At 43.5% G+C, this 18421-nt stretch carries 17 protein-coding genes and 1 pseudogene; 17 read left to right on the top strand and 1 reads right to left on the bottom strand.

Annotated features, from left to right (window positions below; translation table 11 throughout):
• Positions 1-179 precede the first annotated feature (179 nt).
• From LQE94_RS13045 to LQE94_RS12980, 14 genes and pseudogenes are all read left to right on the top strand, one after another.
• Complete coding sequence (locus tag LQE94_RS13045) at positions 180-647, top strand: DUF6075 family protein (protein WP_002594293.1); 468 nt, start codon at positions 180-182, stop codon at positions 645-647.
• Positions 634-798 carry a hypothetical protein gene (locus LQE94_RS13040; RefSeq protein WP_182465586.1) on the top strand — a complete coding sequence of 55 codons (165 nt, stop codon included), beginning with the start codon at positions 634-636 and terminating at the stop codon, positions 796-798. The genes LQE94_RS13045 and LQE94_RS13040 overlap by 14 nt, the downstream gene beginning before the upstream one ends.
• Before the next feature lie 15 nt (positions 799-813).
• Positions 814-1590, top strand: a complete 777-nt coding sequence (locus LQE94_RS13035) for a ParA family protein (RefSeq protein ID WP_128867643.1) — start codon at positions 814-816, stop codon at positions 1588-1590.
• A complete protein-coding gene (locus tag LQE94_RS13030) occupies positions 1583-2488 on the top strand; it encodes a ParB/RepB/Spo0J family partition protein (protein ID WP_128867644.1) in 906 nt (301 codons plus the stop codon). The genes LQE94_RS13035 and LQE94_RS13030 overlap by 8 nt, the downstream gene beginning before the upstream one ends.
• A complete protein-coding gene (locus LQE94_RS13025; protein WP_240577901.1) occupies positions 2469-3605 on the top strand; it encodes a DUF6017 domain-containing protein in 1137 nt (378 codons plus the stop codon). The genes LQE94_RS13030 and LQE94_RS13025 overlap by 20 nt, the downstream gene beginning before the upstream one ends.
• A 6-nt stretch (positions 3606-3611) precedes the next feature.
• The gene (locus LQE94_RS13020) at positions 3612-3950 is read left to right on the top strand and encodes a DUF6050 family protein (RefSeq protein ID WP_118040676.1); all 339 of its coding nucleotides are present in this window, start codon (positions 3612-3614) and stop codon (positions 3948-3950) included.
• Positions 3951-4060: 110 nt separating this feature from the next.
• Entirely contained in the window at positions 4061-4417 is a 357-nt protein-coding gene (locus LQE94_RS13015; RefSeq protein WP_083864366.1) for a helix-turn-helix domain-containing protein, read from the top strand.
• A 126-nt stretch (positions 4418-4543) separates the two neighbouring features.
• The gene (locus LQE94_RS13010; protein ID WP_004612798.1) at positions 4544-4693 is read left to right on the top strand and encodes a hypothetical protein; all 150 of its coding nucleotides are present in this window, start codon (positions 4544-4546) and stop codon (positions 4691-4693) included.
• A gap of 169 nt (positions 4694-4862) precedes the next feature.
• Positions 4863-5498, top strand: coding sequence for a sigma-70 family RNA polymerase sigma factor (locus LQE94_RS13005; RefSeq protein ID WP_004612797.1), 636 nt, complete (start codon positions 4863-4865; stop codon positions 5496-5498).
• A gap of 3 nt (positions 5499-5501) precedes the next feature.
• Positions 5502-5924, top strand: coding sequence for an RNA polymerase sigma factor (locus LQE94_RS13000; RefSeq protein ID WP_015540938.1), 423 nt, complete (start codon positions 5502-5504; stop codon positions 5922-5924).
• Positions 5925-6331: 407 nt separating this feature from the next.
• Entirely contained in the window at positions 6332-12310 is a 5979-nt protein-coding gene (locus LQE94_RS12995; RefSeq protein ID WP_240577900.1) for a SpaA isopeptide-forming pilin-related protein, read from the top strand.
• A 100-nt stretch (positions 12311-12410) separates the two neighbouring features.
• On the top strand, positions 12411-12563 hold the full coding sequence (locus LQE94_RS12990) for a hypothetical protein (RefSeq protein WP_004612794.1): 153 nt from the start codon (positions 12411-12413) through the stop codon (positions 12561-12563).
• 39 nt (positions 12564-12602) lie between these two features.
• Positions 12603-13118: a PcfB family protein gene (locus tag LQE94_RS12985; RefSeq protein WP_240577899.1), complete on the top strand. Its 516-nt coding sequence runs from the start codon at positions 12603-12605 to the stop codon at positions 13116-13118.
• Positions 13115-14713 (top strand): annotated as a pseudogene (locus LQE94_RS12980) (VirD4-like conjugal transfer protein, CD1115 family); the annotation flags it as partial. The gene LQE94_RS12985 and the pseudogene LQE94_RS12980, both read left to right, overlap by 4 nt.
• A 152-nt stretch (positions 14714-14865) precedes the next feature.
• Here the strand turns inward: LQE94_RS12980 and LQE94_RS12975 are convergent.
• Positions 14866-15717: a helix-turn-helix domain-containing protein gene (locus tag LQE94_RS12975; protein WP_117477257.1), complete on the bottom strand. Its 852-nt coding sequence runs from the start codon at positions 15715-15717 to the stop codon at positions 14866-14868.
• A 387-nt stretch (positions 15718-16104) separates the two neighbouring features.
• Between LQE94_RS12975 and LQE94_RS12970 the strand changes: the two genes are divergently transcribed.
• The 3 genes from LQE94_RS12970 (at position 16105) to LQE94_RS12960 (ending at position 18403) form a co-directional block, all read left to right on the top strand.
• Positions 16105-16398, top strand: a complete 294-nt coding sequence (locus tag LQE94_RS12970) for a hypothetical protein (RefSeq protein WP_117477256.1) — start codon at positions 16105-16107, stop codon at positions 16396-16398.
• Positions 16382-16687, top strand: coding sequence for a hypothetical protein (locus tag LQE94_RS12965; RefSeq protein ID WP_013976929.1), 306 nt, complete (start codon positions 16382-16384; stop codon positions 16685-16687). The genes LQE94_RS12970 and LQE94_RS12965 overlap by 17 nt, the downstream gene beginning before the upstream one ends.
• Positions 16688-17158: 471 nt before the next feature.
• Positions 17159-18403 carry a hypothetical protein gene (locus LQE94_RS12960; RefSeq protein ID WP_013976930.1) on the top strand — a complete coding sequence of 415 codons (1245 nt, stop codon included), beginning with the start codon at positions 17159-17161 and terminating at the stop codon, positions 18401-18403.
• The last annotated feature ends 18 nt before the right edge of the window (positions 18404-18421 follow it).

The following is an 18421-nucleotide window of genomic DNA, read 5'->3' as shown; positions in this document are numbered from 1 at the left end:
TTGTTGCATTAGACCTCGGTACGGGGAACACAAAGAATTCTGAATATGAAAATGAATAGAGAGCTATCAAATAATTGATAGATTATAGGGATACTTGTTAAAAGCGGGTGTCCCTATTTTTTATAGGGCATTCCAGAAATGGGGTGTCTTTTTTATTAAAATTTAGGAGGAAAACAGAAATGACAAACACAGCGTTAAGAGCAGAGAATAGCAATTCTCGTACAATTACTTTCAAGAGCAAGGAACACGAAAAATTTTATATGGAATATCTGAAAAAATGCAGATATCAGGATGTTTATCATCAGGCTCTGGTTTATTGCCTGGGTATCGACAGAGACACAAGAGAAAATGTGAATAAAATCTATAATTTTAAAACTGGATGTGTAAAAACGGAATCCCTGCAGGAAGGTTGGCAGACCAGTGGAAGTTTACGGATCGTCCGCATGGCATTTAATCTTTACTGCAATGGGACACCAAGTGTCGGAGATTATGAAGCAGAGGAAGATCAGTTAAAAGAGTGTCAGTATTATACCGTAGAAGATCTGTTTTGCTGCGGATATGCCCGGTATTTTTGGGAAGCCATTAAAATCCGTTATCCAGAGTATTGTTTTTACAAAGACTGGGAGGATATGTATGCTGAAAATTAGATTACAGGGTACTTTAAAGGATATTCAATGGTTCCGTCGTATTTTGGAAAAGCATAAAGAATTGGATGTTCTGGAAGTATCGGATGCGTATACGAACAAAGGAACAAGCAAATATTTTCGTGTTTATGTTGAAGTAGAAGAAAAAGAGTAAATCGGAGGAAAGTATATGTGTAAAGTAATTGCTATTGCAAATCAGAAAGGCGGAGTAGCCAAAACAACGACAACAATCAATCTGGGAGCCGGACTGGTGAAGTCAGGGAAAAAAGTAGTCCTGGTAGATGCTGATCCACAGGGGCACTTGACAATGGGATTGGGATTCCCTAAAAATCTCAAGGTAACATTAAAAAGCATGATGGAGAACATTATCATGGGACTGGAATTTGATCCGAAAGAAGCAATTCTGCACCATGAGGAAGGTGTTGACCTAATTCCGTCCAATAAATTGCTTGCCGGAATGGATATGTCTTTATTTACAGTAGAGGACAGAGAAAAGGTGCTGAAAGAGTATCTGGAACTGCTGAAGGATGAGTATGATTATATTCTGATTGACTGTATGCCATCCCTGGGAATGCTGACGCTCAATGCTTTGAGTGCAGCGGACAGTGTTCTGATTCCAGTGCAGCCACAATATTATGCGGCAGATGGACTCATGGAATTACTGAAAGTAGTTAAGGGAATCCATCAGAGGTTCAATCCGGATTTACAGATAGAAGGCATTTTATTCACAATGGATAATTGCCGTTACAATAATGCAAAGAGAAACAAACAGGTAATCAAAACTACATACGGAAGTGACATTAGGATTTTTGAGCAGACGATTCCGAGAACAGAAAGCCTTGCAGAAACAGCATCGGAGGGTGTAAGTATCTTTGCCTATGATGGAAAAAGCAAGGGGGCAGACAGCTATCTGGAACTGGTTCAGGAGGTGTTGAAACATGCGTAGACCGAAAAAAGATATTCAGCTTACCTCTTATGATGAATTACTGGGATTAGAGGAAACACCGGAAAAGAGTATGAACCAGGTTGTGGAAATAGATCTGGCAAAGCTCTATCCCTTTAAAAATCATCCGTTCCATGTAAATGATGATGAAAAAATGGATGAAACCGTAGAGAGTATTAAAACATACGGTGTTTTGACTCCTGCACTGGTAAGACCTCGACCAGAGGGTGGATATGAGATGATTTCCGGGCATAGAAGAAAAAGAGGCTGTGAACTGTGTGGAAAAACTACATTGCCAGCTCTTGTCCGAAATTATACGGATGATGAAGCGGTCATTATTATGGTAGATTCCAACATTCAGCGTGAAAATCTACTGCCAAGTGAGAAAGCTCATGCCTATAAGATGAAATACGATGCAATGAAGCATCAGGGAAGCAAGGGTGAGAAATATACAGCAGATATGGTTGGTGAAGCTGCAGGGGACAGTGGAAGAACTGTGCAGAGGTATATCCGTCTGGCGGCATTATCCGATGCTCTGTTGGAATATGTGGACAATAATAAAATTCCTATGATTGTGGGAGAAAAGCTGTCTTATCTGAAACCAGAGGAGCAGGAGTGGCTTCTGGAAGTGATTGCCAACAGCAGTATCTTTCCGACAAAGCAACAGGCAGAACAGCTAAAAGAATGCAGTGCAAATGGAAAATTAAACCAGAGTTATATCTATGCTGTTTTATTAAAAAAGGAAAGCAGTAAGATCAATGTGACGCTTCCGGCAAAGAAAATCGGCAATTATTTTCCGGAGACATATTCTAAAGAACAGATAGAAGAAGTCATTTTTATGCTTTTGGATAAATGGAAAGAAAACAAAGAAGGAGTAGCAGATGCAGAAGATACAGTTTGATTATTTTACAGGGATGGAAGCGGAACAATACAGCTTCTATCGTGTCCCTAAAGTGCTGTTTACAGAACCATGCTTTAAAACTCTTTCTTGCGAAGCAAAGATATTATACGGTCTGATGCTGGACCGTATGAGCCTGAGCATTAAAAATAGATGGCTGGATTCAGAGGACAGAGTATACATTATCTTCACTGTGGAAGAAATTGCAGAGCTGATGAACTGCGGAACCCAAAAAGCAGTGAAACTGGTAAAAGAGCTGGACAGCAGTAATGGAATCGGGCTGATCGAGAAGAAACGCCTGGGACTGGGAAAACCGAATGTTATTTATGTGAAAAATTTTATGATCAGAGAGGTTCCAGATCAAAAGCCGACAGGTAATTGTGCAGATTTGCAATCGAAACAGGAAAGATATGAGGAATGTGCAGATTTGCAACAAGAAGCAGAAAACAAGGGGAAAACAGGCATTTCTCTGAATTGTGAAAATCATCATTCAGGAGTAGTGAAAACCACAATTCAGGATTATGGGGAATCACAATTCCAGAATAGTGAAAATCACAATTCAAGAATGGTGGAAACCACAAATCCAGAATTTCCAGAATCACAATTCCAAAATAGTGAAAATCATCATTCTAGAATAGTGGAAATCACAAATCCAGAATACCCGAAATCACAATCTAATAATACTGATATTAACAAGACTGATATTAGTGAAACTGAGATAAATCAATCTTATCCAATCATATCAGGTAATCCCCAAAAGAAAAAAGATGTGATGGAGAAGATGAGAGCATATCGTGAGGTGATTCATGAAAACATAGATTATCAATATCATGCCAAGGAAGATGTAGATGAACTGGTGGAGTTGATGATCGAAGTTATGATGATGCCGGAGGACAGTATGATTCGCATTGCGGGAGTAGAAAAACCAGTTGCTTTGGTAAAAACCAGGTTTATGAAATTGAACTATTCGCATATCGAATATGTGCTGTTCTGTCTGAATCGGAATACGACCAAGATTGGGAATATTAAAGCGTATCTTCTGACCGCCCTGTATAATGCTCCGGCAACGATAAACAGTTATTATCAGGCAGAAGTTAATCACGATATGTATGGAGGATAAAGGAACATGAAGAAGATGATTAAAAAAGTGATAGCACCAGTGCTGGTGATTACAGTATTGTTTGCAGTATTAAGACCGTTTTGTATCCAGGATGGGAAGTGCAATTATTTCTTGCTGTTACTTCTGATGGGGATACCGTTTGGAATCGGAAAAATGTGTGTCTGGATGGTTCCAAAAGGTTTTGACCTCGGAGGAACGCTGGCAGTCTGGACAATGAATCTTCTGATCGGAGGATTGATCGGAAGCATCGTTCTTCTGGCAATGATTGGACAGGCGATCATTTATCTCTGCGTTTTTCTGATTACAGTTCTTACAGGGATACATAAAATACCGAGAATAAAATGAAATAGATTTTTTGAAAAGCAGCTAAGACAAAAATTAGCTGCTTTTTTTCGGGGAACTTTGCGACACAATGTCGTAAAGCTGGGACAAATTGCAGGAAAGGAGACACCGTATTGAGCAATCGTGCAATTTCCACAGAACTTATTGAATTGGGAGAACGGATCAGAAAACGCAGGCAGGAAATGAAGTTGTCACAGGAATCTTTTGCGGAAAAAGCAGGTATCAGTGTCAATACGGTCAGCAGGATAGAAGGAGGGCAAACGGCAATGTCTGTTGAGATTTTCAGGAAGATGATTGAGATCCTGGAAACAGATGCCAATATCCTGATGGGAAAAGAGAGGGACGATGCAGAAAAAAGAAAGCAGTTTGAGGAAGTATTTTATCGTATTCAGAAGATGGAATGGAAAGAGCAGAAAATTATCATGCAGACAATAGATTCACTGATAGAAAGTTTTAATGAGTACAGGTGAAATTTCACCATATATGGGGTGTAAAACAAAAAAACTCCCCATATATGCTAAGGATAATAGTTTTTTGTGCTGTTAAAATAGCAAACAGAGAGAAAGAGACAGAAACAAGGAAGGGAGACAGGATTGATGACCAGACAAGAAAATTTAATCTATCGGAAGCAGTGTCCCTATGATGCAATGGGAGACTATTCTGTTTTGATGGAAAATGAAAAGAACATAAAAACAGAAAGAAATGCAAAGAAGTCTGACCGGGACATCAGACGGAAAATAAAATAGAGGCTGCTGTAAATTAGCAGAAAGGGCAGTAAGGAAGTTTCAGGCTCTCGTTAAAAAAAACGGGTGTGCCGGAAGCTGTTTTTTACTGCCCTTTTGCCAGTAGATCAGTAATAATCCTATCCTTTCTGCTGATGGGCACCTGTTGCCAGCAGGCAGAAGGGTGGTAATTATGCTGACATTGCAGGAATTGAAACAGGTTGTAGGTAACAGGGAAGAAAGAAGAAAGGTTCCATCCGCCAGGTATTTAAGAGAAAACGATGTGGCAGTTGTAAAGCAGAGACTGATAGATGGTGCGGAAATTATTGCGTATCAGACAGGATATGTTTTCTATTGTGCAGGTGATTATGGAACGGTTTTTCCTTTATTTACCTGTCGAGATTATGTATATGAAGCAGGAAGAAAAATAACAGTTGTTAAGGAAGATTTTTTTGATAATCAGCCCTGGTATGTGCGGTTGATATTAGAAGGTGAAGATCGGCTGTGCAGGAACAGGGAGGTACGAGAACATAATAATTGCATTTCATATAGCCATATTTCAGAAGGCTGGTGCGAATTGGTGGACAAAAGGCAGAATGTACTTGAAAAACTGATTATAGAAGAAGCTATTGGAGAATTCATGGATCTGCTGACTGACCGGCAGAGACAGGTGATCCATCAAATTTATTTTCAGCAGCGGACACAAAGAGAAGTGTCACGGGTGTTTGGAATTACAGAACCAGCAGTATCAAAATGTATTTCACAGGCAAAGCAGAAAATGAGAAGAAATGCAGGCAGACTGATCGGAGTGCTTCAGAAGGGAGAATAAAAGATGCGTGGTAAAAAACCAAAGGAAAGACAACGGTATGTGCTGCGTGTAAATGAAACTCTCGTAGAAGTTACCAGAGACGTATATCTGGCATGGTACCAGTCAAGAAGAAAAGAAAGATACCAGCTTGAAAAAATGCAGAAAAATGGTGTATGCGGAATAGAAAAAGTAGAGGAAACGAGTTACAACAGTTATTTGCATATATTATCACCAGAAGAAATAGTCATCAGGCTGTCAGAAATACAAGAGCTGCAGGAAGCTCTGAAATATTTGTCTGAAGAAGAAATGGAATTGATAAGACTATTATTTTTTGAAGAGTACACAGTAAAAAAAACAGCACAATATTTCGGGTGTTGTACAAAGACAATCAGAAACAGGAAAAACAAAGTATTGCAGAAACTAAAAGACAGGCTGGAAACTTTGTAAGTTTTTGCTGTTTCAAAAAATTTTCTAAAAAAATTTCAAACAGGTTAATTTTTGCCCTTTCACACATGCGGTTAGTGGAGGGGCAAATGTCTATCTTAATTCAAAATAATAAATTCCCTCTAAAAGTGAACCTTGACAATTTCATATCAGCAGCAAGAGGATACCTGAATTTCCCAGCTACGCATCTGGCGGCGGGTGTTCGGTGACAACGTGAAGGGCAATGGATGAGAGGCACCCTTGGCAGGAATGATTACGAATTACCTCTTGCGGCTTAAATAGCTCAATCCTGTTTTTATTTAAAAGTCAATCCAAGACATAAGGGAGGTGGTTCCTATGATTGATTCATGCAGGTGTAAGCCTGAACGAAAGTGGAGTAAATTATCGAAGAAAGAGAGGACTCAGTCAAAATGAAAATGCGATTTAAAAGATTCTTGTCGGGATTTATGGCAGTTGCAACTTTGGCGTCTGTTATCGTTCAACCAGTCATGGTTTCTGCTTCTGAATTAGAACCAGAGCCAACTTCATTTGAACAGCAATATCCGGAACTGCAGGATGTGCAGGATACTCTTGACAAAGATGAAATTGTGGAAGCAAAGGATATTGAGATTCCCTATGGAGAAGAATTTGAGGTGGAAGTCGATCTGTCCGGTATAGAGGGCGTGAATGAAAAAAAGGTGAAAGTTTTATTCCATGAAGCAAAAAGTGAAGCTGGTACAGATTTTGACGTACATACACCGGATACCTACAAAGCTGTCTATGCAGTAGAGCCAGTCAGCGGTCACCCAGCTTACAGAGTAAGCAGAAACATTACGATAAAAGAGCCGGAAACAGAAGCACAGACAAAGAGTTCTTCTGAAAATACAGCTGGTGAAGGAAATGCCGGTGAAACAGAAGATTCCGGAAATGCGGAGGATGCTGATTCGGATGGGTCAAAAGAGATTGTAACAGATCTTACAGAAGAGCAGGAAGTGACGACAGATGAAGAATCCGGTCTGACTGTTTCAGAAGTAATGGATCAGGTAGCGGAGAACGGTATTGACCTTTATTCTATGGAAGAAGGAGAAGCGGTTACTTTTATGGCAACAGATATTGCAACACAGAGTACCAAGAAAGTTACAGTGACAAGAGGAACCTGCTATCAGTATTCGGATTACGGGTATGGAAGTTATCTGACTTATAAATATACGGTTCAGTTTGGTAATGTTTCTGCCACAGCATATTGTGTAGAGCCTTCTAAATCCAGTCCGGGAAGTGGTACTTATGACATTACAAAGCTCAGTGATGGTAAGAAGCTGGCAAAGGTTTGTTACTATGGCACAAAGGCTTCCGGTGATGAAGGATTTTTCACAGAGGAAAATGGCTATGGAAACCTGAGTGCAGGTGCCAGATTTATCTTAGTACATCTGGCAGCATCTTATGCCAATGGTGGAGATTCTGCTTTCTCCGGTGCAAGCAGCAAGGCGAAGACACTTGCAATGAAACTGTATAATTACTGTATTTCACAGCCGGAGATTCCAGATGTAGATATGAGTTTTTCAGATGCAGATGTGACAGCCTATGTAGATGGCAACAGCCAGAGAACAAAGGAAATCACTTTTAAAGCAGATGAACTTCAGAGTATCACGATGAAACTTCCAAGTGGTGTGAAACTCCATAACGTGACAACCGGAAAAACAAGCAAAGCTGGTGAAGCAGTGGAAATCAATGGTGGAACCAAGTTTTACTTATCTGCACCTCTTACACAGGTACAGGATGTCGCAGGAAGCTGGTCTGCAACCATGAAGGGCAGTGTAACGAAAGATTATTCTGCATATAAGATCAGTACCGGCTCCGGTTCACAGGATCTGGCACTGGTATTTGGTGAAGGTGTCGATGATGAAAAATATGTGGACTTCAAAGTAACATGGGTACAGTACGCAAGTGTTAAGGTGATTAAAAAAGATGCAAAAGCAGACGCAAAGCTGGCAGGTGCCGTGTTTGGTTTATACAGTGATGCAAACTGTACAAAACTGATCACAAAGTTACCGGCAACCGATGCAAATGGGGAAGCGTCCGTGCAGATCATTAAGACACAGGACACTGTATATCTGAAAGAGATTACAGCTCCGACAGGATATCGTATCAATGCAACTGCTTACAATGTAAAACTGGAAGTCAGCAAAACAACAACTGTAACTGTTCCGGATGAGGAACAGATGGGGCAGCTGACTGTTTATAAAGAAGGTCAGGTTCTGACAGGTGCAGATGTCACCGAGAATGGAACAACATTTAAGTATGAGAAACGCAGACAGAAAGGTGCGATTTATGATGTGTATGCCGGGGCAGATATTAAAACTGCTTATGGTGCCAAGGTTTACAGCAAGGGTGATCTGGTCAAAGAGAATCTGACAACAGACTCGAATGGGGCAGTCATTCTGAAAAACCTGCATCTTGGTACATACATTGTCAAAGAAAAACAGGCTCCGACAGGATTTTATAATGCCGGGGAAGAAAATTCGGTTACGCTTTCTTATGCAGGACAGAATGTAGATGTTGTTTTTTCTGAGACAACCTTTACGAATGACAGACAAAAAGCAGAAGTGATTGTGACAAAACAGGATAAGGATACAGAAAATCCTCTGGATGGAGGAATTTTTGGACTCTATGCAGCCAGTGACATTAAAAATGCAGATGGAATGGTTGTCGTAAAGAAAGGCACTCTGATTGAGAAAGTGACAACTGGCAATGATGGAACGGCGAAGTTCACCGCAGACCTGCCGCTGGGATTTTCCTATGATGTAAAGGAAGTACAGGCTCCGGAAGGCTATCTGAGAAATGCGGATGATGTGTATACGTTTGCTTTTTCTTATACAAACGATAAGGAAGCAAAATTGACATTTAAGCATACCTTCAAAAATGAGCGTGTGACAGCAAAGATTTCCTTACAGAAACAGGACAAAGAAACAAAGAAGGCAGTTCCACAGGGAGATGCTACTTTAGAAAAGGCAGTCTATGGACTGTATGCCCGTGAGGATATTGTCCATCCGGATGGAGCAACTGGTGTGATCTACAAAGCAGGCGAGCAGGTTGCCACTCTCACAACAGATAAGAATGGACAGGCTTCCGTAGATGGATTATACCTTGGTAATTACTATGTAAAAGAGATTACTCCGCCAACGGGTTACCTGGCAGATGAAGAAGAACATGATCTGGTCTGCAACTACGAGGGTGATCTTGTAGCGGAAGTGAAGCGTGACTGTCTGTCTCTGGAACAGGTGATGAAGCAGCCATTTGAAATCATCAAGGCAGCGAACAACGGAAAGACAGATGCCGATTTACTGAAAGGTGCAGGATTTACCGCTTATCTGGTATCTTCCCTGACAGTAAAAGAAGATGGCAGCTATGACTTTGGTTCTGCCAAGCCGGTAGTGATCGGGGAAAATGGTGCAACAGAGATCTTTACAGATGAGAAAGGGTATGCCCGCAGTATTGCGATTCCGTATGGAACTTACATCGTCCGTGAAACAACCACACCACATAATTACACTCCGGTCAATGATTTCATCGTACAGATTACAGAGAATCATCCGACTACACCGCAGGTATGGAGGGTGCTGCTTGACAAAGAGTTTGAAGCGAAGCTGAAGATCATCAAACAGGACGATGAGACAAAGAAAGCAGTCCTTCAGAAAAATACGGAGTTTAAGATTTTTAACCTGGATACAGAAAAGTATGTGGAGCAGGTAACAACGTATCCGACGACGGTAAAACACAAATCTTATTTTACAGATGAGCAGGGATACTTAATCCTTCCACAGAATCTGAAGATTGGACATTACCGTATTGAGGAAGTGAACGCACCTTATGGATATACGCTCAATGAGAATTACTATGAGGTAGATGTAGATTCCAATACAGCATATCAGATGGACGGAACTTCCGGCGATGTGATCATTGAGATCGCATACGAGAATCATCCGGTTAAGGGAGAACTGAACATCGTAAAACAGGGTGAGGTCTTAAATGGTTATAAAGATGACTTTACTTATCAGAAAGAAACTCTGGAGGGAGCAGTCTTTGAGGTATATGCTGCCGAAGATATTTATACAGCAGATTTCCAGAAAGATGATAATGGAAACCGTATCCTGGAGTATGCTTCTGGGGAACTGGTAGGAACTGTTACCACGGATAAGGATGGAAAGGCACAGATCGCTGACCTTCCACTTGGAACCTATAAGATTGTTGAAAAGACAGCACCAGAGGGCTTTGTGTTAAATGAAGAAGCACAGACAGTAACATTTGAATACAAAGACCAGAAAACACCAGTTATTGAGCAGACAGCAACCTTTGAGAATGACCGCCAGAAAGTGGAAGTGTCCGTAGTCAAACAGGATGCAGAGACAAAAACGGTTGTGGCGGGTGCAGAGTTTGGTATCTATGCAAAAGAAGATATTCTGGCACATGAAGAAGTGATTGTGAAGGCAGATACCTTACTTGGAAAAGCAGTCAGTGGGGAAGATGGAAAGGCAGTATTTGACGTTGACCTTCCATTTAGTACTTACTATATCAAAGAACTTGCAGCTCCGGCAGGGTATGTCTCTTCTTTTGAGACTTTGGAAGTGACTGCCAAATATCAGGGACAGGATGTGAAAGTGGTAGAGCTGGAATCTGTATTTAAGAACCAGCCGACAAAAGTAACCTTTACGAAGTCCGATATTACGACAGGCGTGGAACTTTCCGGGGCAACGCTTACGGTGCTTGATAAGGATGGAAATGTGGTAGATACATGGAAGTCTGTAAAGGGTGAGGAACACTTGATTGAAAGACTCACAGCCGGGGAGATATATACTCTTCGTGAAGAAATGGCTCCTTATGGCTATCTGATGGCGGAAGAAGTTTCCTTTACTGTGGACGATACTGCTGAAATCCAGAAGGTAGAGATGAAAGATGCAGTGCCAACCGGAACACTTATCATCAATAAAAAAGGTGAGTTCCTGGAGAAAATATCTGCACTGGATTCCATTGGCGGATGGATGAAGCATCTGTTTGAATATCTTTCCGGTTCCCTGAAAGACGTTACTTTTGAGGTTTATGCCTTAGAAGATATAAAAGCGGCGGATGGTGAGAGTGAAGATTACTACAAAAAGGATGCACTGGTAGCAACGATCACGACGGATGAAACAGGAGTGGCGAAACTGACAGACCTTCCTCTTGGCAAATACTGTGTCAAAGAGAAAGAGACAGCAAATGGATATGTCCTGGATGGAGAAGCTCGTGAAGTGGATCTGACTTACCGTGACCAGAATACCGCAGTTGTTACTTATTCTGCTGACTGGCAGAACAAACGCCAGAGAGCAGAAGTAAACGTGTTAAAGAAAGAAAAAGATTCCGACCGTGTACTGGAAGGGGCTGTATTTGCCCTGTGCAATAAAGAAAATATTGTCAATGCAAAGGGCGATGTGATCTTGAAAGAGGATACGGTTATTGAGGAGCAGGCTACGGATAAGGAAGGAAAACTGACCTTTACGGCAGATCTGCCACTTGGCTATACCTACTATGTGAAAGAAACTTCTCCGGCACCGGGATTTGCGACAACAGACCAGGTACAGGAATTTACTTTTGAATATGGTGGGGCAGATAAGGAAACACTGTCTTATGTGTTTACTTTTGAAGATGAGCCGACAACCGTAGAGTTTACCAAAACATCCCTGACAGACGGAAAGGAGATTGAGGGAGCAAAACTGAAAGTTACAGATGAGAGTGGAAACACTGTGGATGAATGGACTTCTGGTAAAGAACCACATATCATCAAAGAACTGACCGCTGGCAAGAAGTACACCATGACAGAAACACTTCCTGCGGACGGTTATGTGACAGCAGAGAGCATCACTTTTACGGTGGAAGATACCGGTGAAGTACAGAAGGTGGAAATGAAGGATGATGTGACAAAAGTGCAGATTTCCAAGACCGATATTTCCGGTAAGGAGCTGCCAGGAGCGAAACTGACGATCCTTGATAAAGATGGAAAGACCGTAGAAAGCTGGACATCTGAGAAAAAACCACACTATATTGAGATGCTTCCAATCGGGGAATATATCCTCCGTGAAGAAACTGCACCGGATGGTTATCTGGTTGCAGAAGATGTGAAGTTTACGGTCAAAGATACTGGAGAAATCCAGAAGGTTGTGATGAAGGATGAGGCGAAACCAGAGGAAACTCCAACAGAGACACCGACGGAAACACCAGAAACCACACCAACACCGGAGACAAAAACCACAGAAGAAACAAAGAAATCGACTTCACCAAAGACAGGAGATAATACACCGATTCTGTTCTGGATTCTGCTTGCAGGGGCTGGAATGGCTGGTCTTGGTGGAACAGTGATTCTTCGCAAAAAGAAGAAATAAGAGATTATAAGATTTCTTAGTAATGGATGAGGGCATTTATGGACACAGGATTCATAGATGCCCTTTTATAAAATTTCAAAAGAATTAGGGAGAAAAGAAGATGACAAAAACAGTATTGATCGTTGCTGCAGCTGCAGTATTTCTGGTATATGGATTTGTCCTTTGGTGCTGTATCAAAGTGGGGGCAGAATCAGAAAAAGAATATATGAAACTGGCAGAAAAGAGAGGAAAGGAGCAGCAATGTGATAAATGAGGATAAGACAGCAGTGAAAGAAGAAAGGGCGTGGTGTGATTGCAGGATGAAGTGAATGAGAAAACAGTCTCACTTTGTATCCGCTGCGGCAAGGTCACTGCCAACCTGCTGAAAGCTGCCATGGTAAAGGCTCTTGCAAAGATGGAGCAGGAGAAAAAACAGCAGGGACAGAAACAGCCCAAGAAGGAAAAGGAGGATAAGACCTATAAGGGAAAACAGAGTCTTGATAAGCTGATGAAGCAGAATGTACAGCTGTCCAACATTGAGATCACAGATGGAAATATCAAGTCTTTTGAACGGGTAGCAAAAAAGTACAGCATTGATTTCAGTCTGAAAAAAGATGTGACTGCTGACCCGCCAAGATATTATGTGTTCTTTAAGGCAAGAGATGCCGATGTGATGACTGCCGCTTTTAAGGAATATACAGGACAGACGTTGAATAAGGACAAAAAACCATCTGTGAGGAAGAAGTTACAGCAGGCAATCACCAAATCGCTTGCAAAGCACAGAGAACTGGAGAAAACAAAAGGAAAGGAGAAGGAGCCGTCATTATGAGCAGATTACAGAAATTGCTTGGTGTAGGAAAAGGATACCTGGAGAGGTTACCGCCGGTGGATGTACATAAGCTGCTTCGGATTGTTCTGATGAATCTTCCGTATATCGTGATCTTTTATGTGGGAAATAAGCTGGCATGGTTATATCAATACTGTGTGGGTGATTCCATGATAGAAAGACTGATGGTACTGGTCTTAAATTTCCAGATGGCATTCAGCAGGATTCTTCCAAGTATGCATAAAAATGAATTGCTGGTTGGGATTACAGGAGCCGTGGCGGTGAAGCTCTTGGTCTATATGAAAGGGAAAAATGCCAAAAAGTTCCGGCAGGGAGTGGAGTATGGTTCGGCAAGATGGGGGACGGCAAAAGACATTGCACCCTTTATCGACCCGGTATTTGAGAACAATATCCTGCTGACCATGACGGAACGGCTGACCATGAATGGCAGACCAAAGAATCCGAAATTTGCGAGGAACAAGAACGTGATCGTGATTGGCGGATCTGGCTCAGGAAAGACACGTTTTTATGTAAAACCCAACTTGATGCAGATGGGAAAATACATCAGTTATGTGGTCACGGACCCGAAAGGGACGATCATCATTGAGTGCGGAAAGATGCTGGTACGGCATGGATATAAAGTGAAAGTATTGAATACGATCAATTTTTCCAAGAGTATGCACTATAACCCCTTCCACTATATCCATTCAGAAAAGGATATTTTGAAACTGGTAAATACGATCATGGTGAACACGAAAGGGGAAGGCGAGAAGTCCAGTGAGGATTTCTGGACGAAAGCAGAGAGGCTTCTGTACTGTGCCCTGATCGGCTATATCTGGTATGAAGCACCGGAAGAAGAACAGAACTTTGCGACCCTGCTTGAGTTTATCAACGCTTCGGAAACAAGGGAAGATGATGAGACATTTAAAAATGCAGTAGATATGCTGTTTGAGGAACTGGAAAAGGAAGAACCGGAGCATTTTGCAGTGCGTCAGTATAAGAAATATAAACTGGCGGCAGGAAAAACAGCAAAGAGTATTTTGATTTCCTGTGGTGCAAGGCTTGCACCGTTTGACATTGCAGAGCTTCGTGAGATCATGAGCTATGATGAGATGGAACTGGATATGGTAGGTGACCAGAGGACAGCACTGTTTATTATCATTTCTGATACGGATGATACCTTTAACTTTGTTGTGGCGATGATGTACAGCCAGTTATTCAACCTGTTATGTGACAGAGCGGACGATGTACATCATGGAAGATTGCCATATCATGTCAGAATCCTCTGTGACGAGTTCGCAAATATCGGTCAGATTCCAAAGTTTGACAAGCTGATCGCCACCATTCGTAGCAGGGAAATCTCTGCATCCATTATCCTCCAGTCGCAGTCCCAGTTAAAGACAATCTACAAAGATGCAGCTGAAACAATCTTAGGCAACTGCGACACGATGTTATTCCTTGGCGGTAAGGAAAGTTCGACCTTAAAGGAGATTTCCGAGACGCTGGGAAAAGAAACGATTGATTTATATAACACTTCGGACACCCGTGGACAGAGCCGTTCTTACGGGATGAACTATCAAAAAACAGGAAAGGATATGCCATACTTGTTGATGAAGAGTTCAGTTGCCTTGAATTTTACATGAACAGGGACACGATCAGCTGGATTCTGAAAAAGGTAGGATGTCTGTCAGAAATAACAGCATATCTTTTTTGAGCCACTCACTGGATTACCCAGCGGGTGGTTCTTTTATTAACGCTTCTGTCTGCCATTCCGGTTGGGAGGAATTGGGCTGCCCTTTCCCCGCATACTTTTAGTTCGTTTTGCTTTTTTGGATTTTCTGAGGATTCCCAAAAAGGCAGTAAATTCCGCAGAAGTCAGTTTCTCATAAGGAATTTCCATCTGGTCGCAGAAAACCTGAATAAAGGCTTCCTCTCCGCTGGTTCCCGTCTGCACAAGCTTTTCAAACTTTTGCCGGACTTCGGCTACGGTTTCCTGCCGTTCATCAGCGGTGGTAGCGTCGTTTGTGTGTGCTGTTTGGATGTCTTTTACGATCTTGTCAATGTCTTTATGGACGATGTGATTGAAATAATCCTCTCCGTCTATCTGTGCGACTTCAAGGGTTCGCATATAAAGGTCATCGTCTCCCGGCGCATAGCTTTCCATGACGCTCTGCCGGGCAGCTTCCAGTTCCAGATTCATCTGGCTGACACGCATACCGGCGATACGGTCAGCGATAACGGTAATGTCCGTCATGAGCCGGGGAAAACCTTCATGGGTGGCAAGCTCGCAGAGCAGACGGTTGTTGATCCTGCCGCTTCTTAATAGCTCAATCATTTCATCGCTCAAATGGAGCGACTGGAGATCAGAATTAGGGATGGTCTTATTTTCCGACAGCCCCATCAGATAGTCGGTGGACACGCCGTAAAACTCTGCCAGCGTTGCAATCGCAAATGGGCTGATGTCCTTGTAGTCATCGCCCTCATATTTCCCCAGCGCCGACTTGGACAGGCCGGTTTGTTCTGCCAGCTGTTCCAGTGTCAGGTGCTTATCCACCACCCGCAGGTCTTTGAGCCGTTCCGGGATTGACAGTTTTGTGTACATCAAAGCACCCCCTCTCGTCAACATTTTTCAATATTTTTTTCATTATAGCACGTTTCCGAGAGCGTGGAAATATGCGGTTTTTGTGCGCTATTCCAACGTCTTGGACATACGGGAGCAGCCCCCTTTTTTCGGTAAACTGGTTCTTGTCAGGAGACACAGAACCTTGAAAATCGAATGACCGGCTGCAAGGGGTATGACCTCCGGGGAAGTGACGCGATAAAAGGGTTCCCGCAAAATCATGGATTTTGTGACGACGGGAGCGCACCAAAGAGGACAATACGCCGGGAGAAAATCCGGGCAGGAGCGGCTTGCAGACAGACCGGCAGATAGAAAAGTAAACCATGCGGGGCATACCGCACCGCAGCAAATGAATGGAGGTAGATCATTATGAAACTGAATATGAAGGAAAAGAAAATTCTTTACGCTTACGCCTGCCCCAGCCATCACAACACAGTGACAAGGCTGAAATGGCTGACAGCGCTGACCGTTGACCCGGAGGCTAAAGGGCAGATGCTTCATCTGACCAGGAAAATTGAGTCAGAGACAGACGAAAGCTGGTACGACAGCTTCTATCACTGCCTACGCATGGAGATGGATGAGTATTACCGGATCAAGCACCGCCTGCGTGTGCTGAAAGCAAACACCGATTATGAGGAGGAACTGTATGAGGAAGCTGTCTAAATATGAAAAAGAAACCATCATCAACTGGAACGAGGGCGAGAACATTGCCAGTATTTACACCTTCAACGCCAGCTTAAAACGCAGGCTGGAAGATTTCAGTAGGAAGTATCCGCTATTGTGTAGGTTGGAGCGCAGCACACCGGAAGGCAGCGCGACCTATGTGCTGGACAAATCCCGCCTTTCTATCCGGCTGGTGCCGCCGTACAGTGAAGAACGGCTGGCGGCTGCAAGGGAGTACGCAAAGGAACATGGCTTTCAAGTCATACAGACAGAAGAAAAAATTGCTTGAAATGAGGGCGATTTACCAAAAAATACCGGGTCTGCACCCAGTATTTTGAACGGTAATCCCCGCAGGCGTATTCCGTATCCACTTCCTGCGATTGGTGCAGATGTATGGATACGGAGCCGGAAAAGCTGGCGGACACCGTATCAGCGGTGGATGCCGGTTTTTCCGGTGCAGGAGTACAGAGGGATGCAATCCCTTTGTGGCTGGGTGCAGGGGCGGCAGCGCACTGCTGGGGTCAAGGGGCAACGCCCATTGGCAGGTTAAGGGCGGCAGCCATTATCGGGTCAAGGACGAAGTGCCTTGGCGGGTTGAGGGCGGCAGTCCCATCGGGTCAAGGGTGAAACGCCTTGCCCAGGGAAAGTTGATGCCTGCGTCAACTTGTACTGGGTATTACCTGACGCAAAATTCCGCAGGTTTGGCGGCTTCGCCGCCCTCCCCAGCCCGGAACAGCTTTGCAGGAAGGAGGAAAAATGTTTGAAATTAACAAGGCACAATGGGCGCTCCGGGAAGCATGGCACTTACAATCCCCGTCACAATGACCGCCGGTTCGATGTAGAAAACAGCGAACACATTGACGCTGAGCGTGCCAGACAAAATGTGTACTGGGACTGCTACCGGGGATTTACCACCCACGACTTTCGGGATAACCCGGAGCAGCCGGATTTCAGCTTTGAGGAAATTGAGCGGATGTATTACTACGAGCATTATGCCGACCATGTAAATGCCCAGAACGCCCGGAATGAGAAAACCCGGCATATTGAGCGCAACCGTACTGTGGATGACCTCTTGAAAAATAACAAGACCTGTCCGGAAGAAAGCATCTACCAGATCGGCACGATAGAGGAATCCGTCTCACCGGAAACGCTGGCGCTCATCGTCAGTGAATTTTATGAAGAATTTGAGCGCCGTTTCGGTTCTCATATCCACATTTTAGACTGGGCGCTCCATCTGGATGAGGGAACACCGCATATTCACGAGCGCCATGTGTTCGACTGTGAAAATCGGTATGGAGAATTGTGTCCCCAGCAGGAAAAGGCGCTGGAGGAACTGGGTATCCCTCTCCCAAAACCGGAGCAGCCCAAAGGAAAGCACAATAACCGGAAACAGACTTTCGATGCAGTCTGCCGGACAATCCTGTTTGACATTGCCAAACGGCATGGACTTCATCTGGAACAGGAGCCGTCCTATGGTGGGCGTGACTATCTGGAAAAGCAGGATTATATCCTGATGAAGCAGAAAGAACAGATGGCGGCGCAGGAGCAAAAGCTGGAAGAACTGACGCTCAAAATCGAGGATGTGGAGACGCTGTTGGAGGATGTTTCCGATGTGGCCTATGACAAGGCAGTGGAGGTCGTGACAGACAAGGTACGGGAACAGACCCAGCTTGAGGATTTGGAAGTGATCGAGAAATACCGAAAGAGCGTGGTATCCCCCAATGCAAAAAATTCGCCGGAAGTGGTGAAGATTGCAAATACCCTACTGGGAAGGGCACGGGAAAAATTACAGCAGTCCGCAGAAAAGATTCTCAAAAAGGTGCAGGCTGTGCTGCTGAAGCCGGAGGTCAAGCAGGCTGGCAAAGAGCAGATTAAGAAAAAAGCCAGAGAATCCATCAAAGAGAAGCTGGCGAAAGGCAAATTGGACGCTGACCGGAAGAACCGGGAGCGATGGGAACGTGAGGGGCGGATCGCCCCGACAAAAAAACAGGATATGGAGTTGTAAGGCATCTGATTTTCTGAG

Origin of the sequence: Mediterraneibacter sp. NSJ-151 (assembly GCF_022487435.1) — a bacterium.
GTDB classification, from domain to species: Bacteria; Bacillota; Clostridia; order Lachnospirales; family Lachnospiraceae; genus Schaedlerella; species Schaedlerella hominis.
This window is presented reverse-complemented; position numbering and strand designations above follow the sequence as displayed.